13 protein-coding genes are annotated in these 12,688 nt (G+C 67.4%); 10 read left to right on the top strand and 3 right to left on the bottom strand.

Features of this window, described 5'->3' with window-relative positions; translation table 11 throughout:
* Position 1 precedes the first annotated feature (1 nt).
* Complete coding sequence (locus JKL49_RS08420) at positions 2-661, top strand: protein-L-isoaspartate(D-aspartate) O-methyltransferase (protein ID WP_215339763.1); 660 nt, start codon at positions 2-4, stop codon at positions 659-661.
* A 104-nt stretch (positions 662-765) separates the two neighbouring features.
* Positions 766-2,682 carry a LysM peptidoglycan-binding domain-containing protein gene (locus JKL49_RS08425; protein WP_215339764.1) on the top strand — a complete coding sequence of 639 codons (1,917 nt, stop codon included), beginning with the start codon at positions 766-768 and terminating at the stop codon, positions 2,680-2,682.
* A 41-nt stretch (positions 2,683-2,723) separates the two neighbouring features.
* Here the strand turns inward: JKL49_RS08425 and JKL49_RS08430 are convergent, their stop codons facing one another.
* Positions 2,724-3,563 (bottom strand): ATP-binding protein, encoded by an 840-nt coding sequence (locus tag JKL49_RS08430; protein ID WP_215339765.1) that lies wholly within the window; start codon positions 3,561-3,563, stop codon positions 2,724-2,726.
* A 118-nt stretch (positions 3,564-3,681) separates the two neighbouring features.
* Here JKL49_RS08430 and yajC point away from each other — a divergent pair, with 118 nt between their 5' ends.
* From yajC to JKL49_RS08465, 7 genes are all read left to right on the top strand, one after another.
* Positions 3,682-4,032 carry a preprotein translocase subunit YajC gene (yajC, locus tag JKL49_RS08435; protein ID WP_215339766.1) on the top strand — a complete coding sequence of 117 codons (351 nt, stop codon included), beginning with the start codon at positions 3,682-3,684 and terminating at the stop codon, positions 4,030-4,032.
* Between the two features lie 11 nt (positions 4,033-4,043).
* Entirely contained in the window at positions 4,044-5,642 is a 1,599-nt protein-coding gene (gene secD, locus JKL49_RS08440) for a protein translocase subunit SecD (RefSeq protein ID WP_215339767.1), read from the top strand.
* An 11-nt stretch (positions 5,643-5,653) separates the two neighbouring features.
* Positions 5,654-6,598: a protein translocase subunit SecF gene (gene secF / locus JKL49_RS08445; RefSeq protein WP_215339768.1), complete on the top strand. Its 945-nt coding sequence runs from the start codon at positions 5,654-5,656 to the stop codon at positions 6,596-6,598.
* A gap of 117 nt (positions 6,599-6,715) precedes the next feature.
* Entirely contained in the window at positions 6,716-7,075 is a 360-nt protein-coding gene (locus JKL49_RS08450) for an MTH938/NDUFAF3 family protein (protein WP_215339769.1), read from the top strand.
* A 26-nt stretch (positions 7,076-7,101) separates the two neighbouring features.
* Positions 7,102-8,055 (top strand): aldo/keto reductase, encoded by a 954-nt coding sequence (locus JKL49_RS08455; RefSeq protein ID WP_215339770.1) that lies wholly within the window; start codon positions 7,102-7,104, stop codon positions 8,053-8,055.
* A gap of 60 nt (positions 8,056-8,115) precedes the next feature.
* Positions 8,116-8,721, top strand: a complete 606-nt coding sequence (locus JKL49_RS08460; protein ID WP_215339771.1) for a urate hydroxylase PuuD — start codon at positions 8,116-8,118, stop codon at positions 8,719-8,721.
* Positions 8,722-8,787: 66 nt separating this feature from the next.
* Complete coding sequence (locus JKL49_RS08465; RefSeq protein WP_215339772.1) at positions 8,788-9,486, top strand: squalene/phytoene synthase family protein; 699 nt, start codon at positions 8,788-8,790, stop codon at positions 9,484-9,486.
* A 3-nt stretch (positions 9,487-9,489) separates the two neighbouring features.
* Here JKL49_RS08465 and trmFO read toward each other — a convergent pair whose 3' ends face one another.
* Complete coding sequence (trmFO, locus tag JKL49_RS08470; protein ID WP_215339773.1) at positions 9,490-10,899, bottom strand: methylenetetrahydrofolate--tRNA-(uracil(54)-C(5))-methyltransferase (FADH(2)-oxidizing) TrmFO; 1,410 nt, start codon at positions 10,897-10,899, stop codon at positions 9,490-9,492.
* A gap of 133 nt (positions 10,900-11,032) precedes the next feature.
* On the opposite strand from trmFO, the gene JKL49_RS08475 reads away from it, so the two are divergent.
* Entirely contained in the window at positions 11,033-11,875 is an 843-nt protein-coding gene (locus JKL49_RS08475; protein ID WP_215339774.1) for a hypothetical protein, read from the top strand.
* 150 nt (positions 11,876-12,025) lie between these two features.
* On the opposite strand, the gene JKL49_RS08480 is transcribed toward JKL49_RS08475, so the two are convergent.
* Positions 12,026-12,637 (bottom strand): glutathione S-transferase family protein, encoded by a 612-nt coding sequence (locus tag JKL49_RS08480; protein ID WP_215339775.1) that lies wholly within the window; start codon positions 12,635-12,637, stop codon positions 12,026-12,028.
* Positions 12,638-12,688 lie beyond the last annotated feature (51 nt).

The following is a 12,688-nucleotide window of genomic DNA, read 5'->3' on the forward strand; positions in this document are numbered from 1 at the left end:
AATGGTCAAACCGGAGAAGGACTCGCCCGAAACGCGGCTGGCGCGCCTGATCCTGGGTCTGCGTTCGCAGGGGGTCAGCGACGCCGGCGTGCTGAACGCCATCGAGTCGACGCCGCGGGATCTGTTCACGCCAGACCTGTTCCAGGAACGGGCCTGGGAGGATTCGGCCCTGCCGATCGCCTGCGGCCAGACCATCAGCCAGCCCTTCATCGTCGGCCTGATGACCCAGGCCCTGGGCCTGGAGAAACGCGACCGGGTTCTGGAGATCGGCACGGGGTCGGGCTATCAGACCACCGTACTCTCCAAGCTGGCGCGGCTGGTCTATACGGTGGAGCGCTACCGGACCCTGATGGGCGAGGCCGAGGCGCGCTTCAAGACGCTGGGTCTCACCAATGTGATCACCCGGTTCGGCGACGGCGGGCTGGGCTGGCCCGAGCAGGCGCCTTTCGACCGCATTCTGGTCACAGCAGCGGCGCCAGATGAGCCCAAGGCTTTGCTTTCGCAATTGAAACCAACGGGGGTGTTGGTGGCGCCGATCGGCAAGGGGCCGGTCCAGAGCCTGAAACGCTATACCGGCGACGGCAAGGGCGGCTTCACCATCGAGGTTCTGACCGATGTCCGGTTCGTGCCTCTGCTGGACGGCGTGGCCAGAGAGCTTTAGCCGTCCACATTCTTACGAGTTTGTGGGTTGGCGATGGCGGGCTCCTTAACCCATCATTAACTCCGACGCCTCGACTGATTCCGAACCCATAGAGCGGAGCGGCGATGACGCTTTCTTATTCCCGAACGGCCTTGATCCTGTTGGCGGCGACGTCTCTCAGCGCCTGCACGACCTATACGCCGTTCGGCGAGGACGCCCAGGTGGCGCGGCCGAGCTATCCGACGCGTCTGCCGGCCCCTGGCGACCAGGGCGTCCCGACGCAGCCGGCGCCCGAGCTTGAGCCGGCCCCGCAGGCCGGCCCCTACAGCGGACCCGTCGACAGCCGTCCGCTCGACCCCGTGCCCAATGGCCCGGCCTATGTGACGCCGTCCACGCCGCCCTATACCGCGCCGCCGGCCTATCAGCCGCCCCCGACTTACCAGCCGCCCCCGACTTACCAGCCGCCCCCGACCTACCAGCCCCCGGTCATGCAGGACGTCGTCCGCAAGACGGTGACCGGCAAGGTGGTGGACGCCGAAGGCCCGCCCAAGAGCCATACGGTCAAGAGCGGCGACAACCTCGACGCCATCGCGCGCTCCATGGGCACGACCCGCAAACAGCTGGCCGAAGACAACGACCTTAAGGAACCCTACGTCCTGAAGCCCGGCAAGGTGCTCAAGGGTCCCTCCAGCGACGCCAAGGCCTATGTGGTGGGGCAGGGTGACACCCTCTACGCCATCGCCCGGCGCTTCTCGGTGACCGGCCAGGCCATCGCCGACGCCAACGACATGAGCGTCGACAAGCCGCTGACCTCCGGCAAGAAGTTGATCCTGCCCGAGGGCTTCAAGGATAAGGGCCCGACCACGGTCACCGTCCGCGTCCAGGTTCCCGGCACGGGGATGCAATCGCCGGCCCCCGGGACCTTCCAGCCCCAGGCGCCCGCGCAGCCGCAGCGGCAGCCGAGCTTCACGCCGCCGCCGGCCGTCCAACCCGGGCTGGAACCGCAGCGCGAGCCGCCGCGCACCACCACGACGACCACCACCAAGACCTTCGTCACCGGCAAGCTGGTGGACGTCGCCGGACCGGCGCAGATCTATACCGTCAAGGATGGACAGGCCCTGGACGCCATCGCGCGCGCCATGGACACCACGCGCAAGCAACTGGCCGAGGACAACAAGCTCAAGGAGCCCTACGTCCTGCACAAGGGCGACAAGCTGAAGGGCCCCAAGACGACCGTGAAGGCCTATGTGGCCGGCTCGGGCGACACGATCACCCTGATCGCCAAGCGCTTCAACGTGACCCCCAAGGCGCTGGCCGCCGAGAACGACATGAAGGTCGGCGACTCCATCAAGTCGGGCCGCAAGATCACCCTGCCGGACGGCTACAAGGACAAGGGCCCGGTCAAGGAGACCACCAAGACCACGGTGACCCTGCCGGCCGAACCGCGCCGCGACACCCCGCCGGAGATGCCGGCGCCGAACCGGCCCTATTCGCCGCCGGTCTCGCAGCCGGTGACGCCGCCGCCGTCGAACAACGACTACAGGCGGCCGGTCACTCCGCCGCCGACCCAGCCCAACCGCACCTTCCCGATCCCGCCGGCCGCCAACCAGGGGCCGCTCACCGACGCCCAGATCCAGGCCCAGGGCCGGGGCCGGTTCAATTGGCCGCTGCGGGGCGACATCATTTCGGACTTCGGTCCGAAGGGGACGGGGCAGCGCAACGACGGCTTGAACATCCGCGCCAACGCCGGTGAAGCGGTGCGCGCCGCCGCAGGCGGCGATGTGGTCTATGCCGGCGACCAGGTCCCCGGCTTCGGCAATCTGGTGCTGATCAAGCACGCCGACGGCTGGGTCACGGCCTATGGGCACCTCGCCCGCGTGGACGTGAAGATGCAGCAGAAGGTGGTCCAGGGTCAGCAGATCGGCCAGGTGGGCGCCAGCGGAGGGGTCTCCGAACCCCAGTTGCACTTCGAGGTCCGCTTCGCCCCGGCCCCGACGGAACGGGCCCGGCCGATCGATCCAAAGCTGGTGCTGGGACGGTAGTCCCACCTCCTCTCCCACAAGTGGGAGAGGAAAAGAGCGCCTCACATCGGCAGGGTCTTGCCCAGTTCCCCCGCCAGATCGCGGATGAACTGCCAGGCGACGCGGCCGGAGCGGCCGCCGCGCAGCTGCGCCCATTGCAGGGCCCGGCGTTCCAGGTCGGCGACAATCAGGCCGTGGGATCGCGCATAGGCCGTCACCGCCTCCAGATAGGTCGCCTGGTCCATCGGCGGGAAGCCGATCCAGAGGCCGAACCGGTCGGAGACGCTGACCTCCTCCTCGGCGTCCTCGGCCGTGGCGATCAGGCCGCGGTCCTCGGCATGGGCCCGCGGCATCAGGTGGCGGCGGTTGGAGGTGGCCACGAACAGCACATTGGCCGGCGGCCCGGAGACCCCGCCCTCCAGGGCCGACTTCAGCGCCTTGGCGGCGGCCGCGCCCTCTTCGAACGATAGGTCATCGCACAGCACGACGAACCGTTCGGGCCGCGCGCGCAGGGTGTCGAAGAGGGCGGGCAGGGCGGTGACCTCGTCGCGGTCCACCTCCACCAGCTTCAGGTCCGGCGCATCCTGGACCACGGCCATGAAGGCGGCCTTGGTCAGGGAGCTCTTGCCGGTGCCGCGCACCCCCCACAGCAGGGCGTGGTTGGCCGGCAGCCCCCTGGTGAACCGCTGCAGGTTCTCCAGGAAGCGGGCCTTCTGCTGGTCGACGCCCACCAGGGCGTCGAGCGGAAGCGCGTAGTCCGGGGCCGGATGGAAGGCGTGGGAGGCGCTATCGTGCCGGAAAAGCCGCGCGCCTTCGAAGACCGGCGGGACGCGGGGAGGGGGCGCCAGGCGCTCCAGAGCGGCGGCGATGCGTTCGAGAACGGGTTTCAACTCTGAATCCATGGCGTTGGTGCTTAGCGGGCCTGCCGTTCCATTGCAAAACCGAGGGCGAACGCATAGCTTCCGCCGACTTCAAAACGGGCGGCTTTTCGCCGGCCCGATGACGAACTTCGGAGAGACCATGTTCGCCACCCCCGCCTTCGCTCAGACCGCCGGCGCCGCCGCCGGCGGCGGCCCGCAGGAAATGTTGATGCAGTTCCTGCCGCTTATCGGCCTGGTCGTGCTGTTCTACTTCCTGATGATCCGCCCGCAGCAGCAGCGGATGAAGACCCACCAGGCGATGATCTCCAACGTGAAGCGCAACGACATCGTCGTGCTGAACTCCGGCGTCATCGGCAAGGTGGTCCGCGTCGAGGACAAGGAAGTCGGCGTCGAGATCGCCCAGGGCGTCAGCGTCAAGGTGGTCAAGTCGATGATCTCCGATGTCCGGGTCAAGGGCGAGCCCGCCCCGGCCAACGATTCCAAGGCCTGAGAGCCCCGTAAATGATCGCTCCGTCGCGCTGGAGAACGATCGCCGTCCTGTTGTCGGTGATCTTCGGCCTCCTGTTCAGCCTGCCCAACGTGCTTCCTCAGAAGACGCTCGACAGCCTGCCGAGCTTCTTCCCGCACAAGAAGCTGAACCTCGGCCTCGATCTCCAGGGCGGGTCCTACCTGCTGCTGGAGGTCGACACCAAGGCCCTGCGCGCCGAGAAGCTGACCAACCTCGTCGAGGACGTCCGCACCACCCTGCGTGAGGACAAGATCGAGTTCACCGATCTGGGCCAGGTGGACGGCGCGGTCTCCGTGCGGATCACCGATCCCGCGCAACTGACCGAAGCCACCAACCTGCTGCGCAAGAACGTCGGCGCGCCGATGGCCGGCGCCACCAGCGGCCGCGACGTGACGATCAGCGCCAGCGGCGACCAGCGCATCCGCCTGGTCTTCTCCGAACAGGCGCTGATCGCCGAGTCCGGCAAGGCGGTGGAGCAGTCCATCGAGATCATCCGCCGCCGGATCGACGAGCTGGGCACCAAGGAGCCGGACATCCGCCGTCAGGGCGTCGACCGCATCGTGGTCCAGGCGCCCGGCGAGAGCGATCCCACCAAGCTCAAGAACATCATCGGACAGACCGCCAAGCTCACCTTCCAGATGGTGGACGACAGCGTGACCCCGGCCGAGGCCGCCGCCGGCCGCGTACCCCCGGGCTCGCAACTGCTGCCCTACGAAGAGGGCGGCGCCCCGATCCTGATCAAGAAGCGCGCGCTCGTCACCGGCGAGATGCTGACCGACGCCCACCAGGGCTTCGACAGCCAGACCGGTCAGGCCGTGGTCAACTTCCGCTTCAACGGCCAGGGCGCCCGCCGGTTCGGCGACGCCACGGCCCAGAACATCGGCAAGCGCTTCGCCATCGTACTGGACAACAAGGTGATCTCCGCGCCGGTCATCAACGGCGCCATCACCGGCGGTTCGGGCCAGATCAGCGGAAACTTCACTGCCGAGAGCGCCAACAACCTGGCGGTTCTACTCCGCGCCGGGGCGCTGCCGGCGCCCCTGAACGTCGAGCAGCAGAACACCGTCGGCGCCGAACTGGGCGCGGACGCGGTCAAGGCCGGCGCCATCTCGCTCGCGGTCGGCGCCGTCGCGATCATCGTGTTCATCGTGCTGGCCTATGGCCTGTTCGGGGTGTTCGCGGCGCTGGCCCTGATCGTCAACATGCTGCTGATTTTCGGCATCATGTCGCTGTTCCAGTTCACCCTGACCTTCCCCGGCATCGCGGGGTTGATCCTGACCCTGGCCGTGGCGGTCGACGCCAACGTGCTGATCTATGAACGGGTGCGCGACGAGGCCCATGCGGGCCGATCTCCGATCTCCGCCCTCGAACACGGCTATCAGCGCGCGCTGGTGTCCATCCTCGACGCCAACATCACCAGCGCCATCTCGGCCCTGATCATGTTCCAGTTCGGGGCCGGCCCCATCCGCGGCTTCGCCCTGACCCTGCTGATCGGGGTGATCACCTCGGTGTTCACCGCCGTGGTCGGTACTCAACTGCTCATCGGCTGGTGGTTCCGCGCCACGAAGCCGAAGACCCTGCCGATCGTTTGAAGGTTATGCGCATGCGTTGGCCCCTGATCACCCTTCTCCCGCGGGAATTCCACTTCAACTTCGTGGGGCTCGCGCCCTATGCGGCGGTGCTCTCGGCGATCCTCATCGTGCTCTCGGGCGTGTCCTTCTTCACCAAGGGCCTGAATATGGGCATCGACTTCGTCGGGGGGTCGCTGATCGAGATCCGCACGCCGGGCGATGCGCCCATCGGCAAGCTGCGCACGGCGCTGGCCGCCGCGGGGGGGGAGGACGCCAAGGTCCAGGCCCTGGGTGACAGCCACGGCGCCATGCTGTCGTTCCGCACCGCCGAGGACGTCAATGCGGTGGCCGGCGCCACCAAGATCCAGACCGCGCTGGCCGCCGAGTTCCCGGGCATCCAGTTCAAGAAGGTCGAGGTGGTCGGCGCCAAGGTCTCCGGCGAGCTGATCCAGGGCGGCTTCATGGCGCTCGGCATCGCCCTGGTGCTGATGCTCGGCTACATCTGGTTCCGCTTCCAGCTGCAGTTTGGCCTCGGCGCCGTGGTGGCCGTGTTCCACGACGTGCTGCTGACCCTGGGGGTGCTGTCGTTCACCGGCTTCGAGTTCTCCATGACCTCGATCGCGGCCCTGCTGACGGTCATCGGCTATTCCATGAACGAGAAGGTCATCACCTTTGACCGGCTTCGCGAGAACCTGCGCAAGTACAAGACAACCCCGCTGGCCGAGGTGATCAACAAGTCCGAGAACGAGCGTCTGTCGCGCACCCTGATCACCGGCTCGACGGCGATCCTGGCCCTGTCCGGCGCGCTCGTCCTGGGCGGTCCCGTCCTGCTGCCGTTGGTGTTCACCATGGTCTTCGGGATCATCATCGGCACCTATTCCTCCATCTATGTCGCCCTGCCGATCATCCTGCTGTGGGGTGTGAAGCGCGGCGACGACGCGGCCGAGCCGATGAAGCCGGCGGGCGCGCGGCCTTAGAGCATGTCAGGCGCAAGTGGGCACCGGTTCGCCGCCCGGACATGCTCTAAATTCAAGAAGGTAGACCCTTTTTATCCGGTCAGGTTGATTCAACCTGACCCGGAAAGGGTCTAGATCGTGGCCCGCGACGCGCCCTCCATCGACGCCTATGGCGACGGCGGGTTCCGTCTGTCGGGCGCGCGCCACGAGGGCTCGGTGCTGATCGTCCAGGACCTGGCCCAGGCCTGGCCGGTGGCCAGCCTCGCTGAGCTGACTCCCGAGAGCCTGTCGGCGGTGCTGGACGCCGGCCTGCGGGAGGTGGAGTTCGTGCTTCTGGGCATGGGGGCCGCCAACGCCCTGCCGCCCAAGGCGGTGCGCGAGGCCCTGTCGGCGGCCGGCATCGGGCTGGAGTTCATGGACACCCCCACGGCGGCGCGGATGTACAATGTGCTCACCGCCGAAGGCCGCAGGCTCGCCGCCGCCCTGATCGCGATCTAAGCTCTTCTTTCAGGTAGAGAGCCGCCATGCAGACCGTCCGGCTGGGCCGAACCAACGCCATCGTCAGCGCCGCGGGGCTGGGTTGTGGCGGCCATTCCCGACTGGGCATGGCCGGCGGCGCGAGCGCACAGGAGGCGTCGCGCGTGGTCAGCGCCGCCATCGACCTCGGGATCACCTTCATCGACACCGCCCGGCTGTACGGCACCGAGGAGGCCGTGGGCCTTGGCGTGAAGGGGCGCCGAGGCGAGGTCTTCATCTCCACCAAGGCCAGCCCCACCGGCGGCGGTCCTGGTCGCGACGGGGAGCTGATCACGCCAGACGCCCTCACCGAGAGCCTGGAGGGCAGCCTTAAGCGGCTGGGGACCGACCATGTCGATCTGTTCAATCTGCATGGGGTGACGCTGCCTCACTACGAGGCCTGCGTGGAGACCCTGCTGCCGGAGCTGAAGCGCCAGCAGGCCTTGGGCAAGATCAGGCACATCGGCGTCACCGAGGCGTTTGGCGCCGACACTCGCCACGCCATGCTGGCCCGCGCCATGCCCGAGGCCTTGTTCGACGTGGCCATGGTGGGCTTCAACCTGCTGAACCCCTCCGCGCGGCGCACGGTGTTCCCACAGGCCTTGGCCCACGATATCGGCACGCTGATCATGTTCGCGGTGCGCCGGGCGCTGAGCAACCCTGAGGCCCTGCGCGACACCGTCGCCAAACTGCTGGCCAGCGGCGAGGTGGTGGCGGGCAGCGTCGATCCCGCCGATCCGTTGAAGTTCCTGCGCGATCATCTGGAGATCGGCTCGGAGGTCGAGGCCGCCTACCGCTTCTGCCGCCATGAGCCGGGGGCCCATGTCATCCTCACCGGCACCGGCAGCATCGACCATCTGAAGGCCAATATCGCCGCCATCCATGCGCCACCTTTGCCCCCTGAGATTTCAGCCAAGCTGGAGGCGATTTTTGGCGCTGTGGAGAGCGTGTCGGGCAACTAGCAGCCTCCGGTGAAACTGCGTATAGCTAAGCGTCAGGGCAGGAATCGTAGAGGCATACCCATGGCTGGACTACTCGCAAATCTTCGCAACACCATCCTCGTGAGCTTCGTGCTCGCGCTGATCATCATCGCCGGCTACTTCAGCCATTACGGCTCGGCCGACGCCATCTTCTTCCAGGCGGTGTTCCGCTTCATCCACGTCCTCTGCGGCATCATGTGGATCGGCCTGCTGTACTACTTCAACTTCGTCCAGATCCCGCAGATGGCCAAGATCCCGGCCGAGCTGAAGCCGGCGGTCTCCAAGTTCATCGCCCCGGAGGCGCTGTTCTGGTTCCGTTGGGCCGCGCTGCTGACCTGGGTCGCCGGTGTGATCCTCGCCCTCAACCGCGGCTACCTTGTCCAGGCCTTCACGCTCGGCGCGACCGAGGGTTTCGCCGACGTCGGCCACATCTTCATCGGCATGGGCATGTGGCTCGCCACCGTGATGTTCTTCAACGTCTGGGTGTTCATCTGGCCGAACCAGAAGATCGCGCTGGGCATCGTGGAAGCCGACGCCGACGCCAAGGCCAAGGCGGGCCGCACGGCGATGCTGTTCTCACGGACCAACACGCTGCTGTCGATCCCGATGCTGGTCACCATGACCATGAGCCAGACCATCTTCGGCTAACCCCGAGGAGCAGGTACAATCGGAAGGCCCGCCCCAACCGGCGGGCCTTTTGCTTTTGCGAACCCCATGTCCGAAGATGACGCCCACGATCCGAACGACCTCGACGCCCTGGTGGGCCGCGTCGATCCCGACCGCTGGCTGTCCAGCCGGTTCATTTCAGACGCCCAGGCCCGCGCCGACGTCATCGCCCTCTATGCCTTCGACCATGAGTTGGCCCGCGCGCCCCGCGTCGCCTCCAACCCGCTGATGGGCGAGATCCGCCTGACCTGGTGGAACGAGGTGCTGGACGAGGTGTTCGAGGGGCGCACGGTGCGCAAGCATCCCACGGCGCTCGCGCTCGCCGCCGCCATCGGCCGCCACGGCCTGCAGCGGCCCCGCCTGGAGGCGATGATCGACGCCCGCTATCGCGAGCTAAGCGCCGAGCCCATGAAGCTGGGGGAGGCCCTGGAATGGGCCGACGGCACGGCGGGAAACGCCGCGATCCTGGCGGCGAAGATGCTGGATCCCGATGCCGATGAGGGTAGGGCCCTGGCCGGTGGCCGCGCCTGGGCCATTGGGCGGCTGATCGGCACGGCGGGTCTCGCGGGGCCTGATGTGGGGCCGATCCTGGAGCGGGCGCTCAAGGACGCCGCCGGCCTGTCGGTCCCGGCCTTCCCGGCTATCGCCCACGCGACGCTCGCGCGCACCCGCGCCAACGGCCGCAAGCCCTCGGAACTGGAGACCTGCCTGCGCCTGTTCCTGGCCGTGGCGCGCGGCAAGGTCTGAGGCCTATTCTGCGGCGATCCTGGTTCCGCCGGTGACCCAGGTCTCCAGGTCGGCCAGGGCGCGCTCGCCCACCGCCAGTTTTTTGCCGCGGCTCTTCTCCTTGGCGCCCAGCCGGCGGCCGGCCTCATCGCGCTTGGCGATGCCTTCGACCGGCGGCAGCAGGCCGTAGTTGATGTTCATCGGCTGGAAGCTGCCCTTGCCGCCCTCCAGGTGGCCGCCGGTGATGTGACCCACCAGGGCGCCCAGGGCCGTAGTGGCCGGCGGCGCCTCAATGGGCGCCCCCAGACGTTCGGCGGCGGCCAGGCGGCCGGCCAGCAGGCCCATGGCCGCGCTCTCGACGTAGCCTTCGACCCCGGTGACCTGGCCGGCGAACCGCAGGCGCGGCTGCAGCTTCAGGCGCAGTTGCGCATCCAGCAGCTTGGGACTGTTGAGGAAGGTGTTGCGGTGCAGGCCGCCGAGGCGCGCGAACACCGCCTTCTCCAGGCCCGGGATCGTGCGGAAGATGTCGCTCTGGGCGCCGTGCTTCAGCTTGGTCTGGAACCCCACCATGTTCCACAGCGTGCCCAGCGCATTGTCCTGGCGCAACTGGACGATGGCGTAGGCCTTCTCCTGCGGATTGTGTTCGTTGGTCAGGCCGACGGGCTTCATGGGGCCGTGGCGCAGGGTCTCGCGGCCGCGCTCGGCCATCACCTCGATGGGCAGGCAGCCGTCGAAATAGGGGACGTTCTCCCAGTCCTTGAATTCGCTCTTCGGTCCTTCCAGCAGGGCGTCGATGAAGGCCTCGTACTGATCCTTGTCGAGCGGGCAGTTGATATAGGCCGCCGCGTCGCCGCCGGGGCCTTCCTTGTCGTAGCGCGACTGACGCCAGGCCACGCCCATGTCGATGGACTCGAAGTTCACGATGGGGGCGATGGCGTCGAAGAACGACAGCTCGCCTTCGCCGGTGAGCGTCAGGATCGCCGCCGACAGGGCCGGCGAGGTGAGGGGGCCGGTGGCCACGATCACGCTGTCCCAGACGGTGGGCGGCAGGCCGGCCACTTCCTCACGCGCGATGGTGACGTTGGGGTGGGCCTCCAGCCGGGCGGTGACCGCCTGGGAGAAGCCGTCGCGGTCCACGGCCAGGGCGCCCCCGGCCGGCACCTGGTGGGCGTCGCCGCAGGACATGATGATGGAGTCCAGCCGCCGCATCTCGGCGTGCAGCAGGCCCACGGCGTTGCCGGTCCAGTCGTCGGCCCGGAAGGAGTTCGAACAGACCAGCTCAGCCAGGCCGTCGGTGTGGTGGGCGTCGGTGCCGCGCACGGGGCGCATCTCGTGCAGGATCACCGGCACGCCGGCCTGGGCGATCTGCCAGGCGGCTTCCGAACCGGCGAGGCCGCCGCCGATCACATGGACTGGGTCAATCTTGATGCTCATGCGTGGCTAAGTAGCAACGATTGGCGCGGATCGCGAGGGAGGCCTTGCGGCGCGAGAGCCGCAACCGCAAAGATCGCAGCCAAAGGGACGGCCGACTCGTTTGAACGTTCACACGGGCGGCCAGAGGACAGACATGACCAAGTTTTCGCCGAGCGACTCGGCGCTGGAAGGCTTCAGAATTACGCGCGAGCGGCCGGGGACGATCCTGGCCTGGAGCCTGGTCTACTTCCTTGGGATCATGGTGATCGCCATGATCATGGTCACCGCGCTCGGCCCCGACTTCATCAAGTTCGTGCAGAAGGGCGGGCTGGAGTCCGGCGACGCGGGCGCCTATGGCGCGGTCCTGCGCCAGCACCAGGTCGCCTTCCTGGCCATCATCGTCATCTCGATCTTCCTGCTGTCGGTGCTGATGGGCGGCATCTACCGCCTGGCCCTGCGGCCGTCGGAAAAGGGCATCGCCCACCTGCGGCTCGGCGCCGACGAACTGCGGCTGACCGTGGTGAACCTGGCCCTGTTTTCGGTGGGGGTGCTGTTCCTGGTGCTGACCTTCGGCGCGGCCAAGCTGGGCGGGCCTTTCGGTGTGCTGGTCAGCCTGGCCCTGGCCGTGGCGATGATCTGGGCCGGGGTGCGGCTGTTGTTGGCCACGCCCATGACCTTCGCCGAGCATCGCATCGCCATCCTCGACTCCTGGCGGCTCACCAAGGGCCACTTCTGGAGCCTGTTCGGGATGACCATCCTGGCCATCATCTTCTACATCATGGTCTGGCTGCTGTTTTCGATCATCAGCTACGCCACGGTCGCCATCGCCGGCGGCAACGAGGCGATCTCCAACCCCGCCAACCTCGCGCCCCTGGCCATCGTGGCTTTCATCGCCACCCTTATGGTGCAGCTGCTGCTGCCGATCCTGCAGGTGGTGATGATCTATTCGCCCCTGGCCGAGGCCTACCGCGAACTGACGGGCGCTCCGCGGGGCTGAGCCGCAACTTCCTAGATCGTCATCCCCGGGCTTGTCCTGGGGACCCATGATCTCCGTCTGTCCGCAGATCGCGCGGCGGACGCCGTGGGCGCTTGCTGATGCTCGGAGATCATGGGTGGCCGGGACAAGCCCGGCCATGACGACAAGGGGTTAGGCGGCGCTGCTGGGCCGGGCGGTGACCCGGTCGTGCCAGGCCTTCAGGTTCGCGAACCCCGCCTCCATCGGCAGGCCGATCCAGCCGGCGAAGTCGACGGTGGAGAGCAGGCAGATGTCGGCCATCGTGTAGGTGTCGCCCACCACGAACTGGTGACCCTCGAGCTCACGATCCAGGTACTTCTGCGCGCCCTTGTAGGTCTCGGCGTTGCTCTCGCCGAAGTCCTTGAACTGGGTCAGCAGAGCCGCTGTGCGCGGGTGGAAGTGGCGCCAGTACATGCCCACCGGCGTCATCACGGTGAACTCGATCCGACGGATCCACTGGTCCACCAGGGCCTTCTCCACCGCCGTCGTCCCGAACAGCGGCGGCTCGGGATTGATCTCGTCCAGATAGCGACAGATGGCGACGGTTTCGGAGATGGTCGTGCCGTCGTCCAGCTCCAGCGTGGGAAGTTGCCCCATGGAGTTCTTGGCGCGGAATTCAGGGCTCTTGTGTTCGCGCTTCATCATGTTGACCGGCGTCTCGGGCAGGTCGATGCCCTTCTCGGCCAGGAAGATGCGCACGCGGCGGGGATTGGGGGCCGGGTTCGGCGCGCCGTATAGCTTCATGGGTCGACTCCAATGATCAAAACAATGGAGCGACGCTATTTCGAACGGCTG

The organism is Phenylobacterium glaciei (assembly GCF_016772415.1).
In the GTDB taxonomy this organism is placed as follows: Bacteria; Pseudomonadota; Alphaproteobacteria; order Caulobacterales; family Caulobacteraceae; genus Phenylobacterium; species Phenylobacterium glaciei.

Excerpts from the sequence above, each read along its gene's own strand:
- JKL49_RS08460 (WP_215339771.1), top strand. The coding sequence starts at position 8,116 with ATGGCTGGACTACTCGCAAATCTTCGCAACACCATCCTCGTGAGCTTC.
- secD (WP_215339767.1), top strand. The coding sequence starts at position 4,044 with ATGATCGCTCCGTCGCGCTGGAGAACGATCGCCGTCCTGTTGTCGGTG.
- JKL49_RS08475 (WP_215339774.1), top strand. The coding sequence starts at position 11,033 with ATGACCAAGTTTTCGCCGAGCGACTCGGCGCTGGAAGGCTTCAGAATT.
- JKL49_RS08420 (WP_215339763.1), top strand. The coding sequence starts at position 2 with ATGGTCAAACCGGAGAAGGACTCGCCCGAAACGCGGCTGGCGCGCCTG.
- JKL49_RS08425 (WP_215339764.1), top strand. The coding sequence starts at position 766 with ATGACGCTTTCTTATTCCCGAACGGCCTTGATCCTGTTGGCGGCGACG.
- JKL49_RS08430 (WP_215339765.1), bottom strand. The coding sequence starts at position 3,563 with ATGGATTCAGAGTTGAAACCCGTTCTCGAACGCATCGCCGCCGCTCTG.
- yajC (WP_215339766.1), top strand. The coding sequence starts at position 3,682 with ATGTTCGCCACCCCCGCCTTCGCTCAGACCGCCGGCGCCGCCGCCGGC.
- trmFO (WP_215339773.1), bottom strand. The coding sequence starts at position 10,899 with ATGAGCATCAAGATTGACCCAGTCCATGTGATCGGCGGCGGCCTCGCC.
- JKL49_RS08465 (WP_215339772.1), top strand. The coding sequence starts at position 8,788 with ATGTCCGAAGATGACGCCCACGATCCGAACGACCTCGACGCCCTGGTG.
- secF (WP_215339768.1), top strand. The coding sequence starts at position 5,654 with ATGCGTTGGCCCCTGATCACCCTTCTCCCGCGGGAATTCCACTTCAAC.
- JKL49_RS08455 (WP_215339770.1), top strand. The coding sequence starts at position 7,102 with ATGCAGACCGTCCGGCTGGGCCGAACCAACGCCATCGTCAGCGCCGCG.
- JKL49_RS08480 (WP_215339775.1), bottom strand. The coding sequence starts at position 12,637 with ATGAAGCTATACGGCGCGCCGAACCCGGCCCCCAATCCCCGCCGCGTG.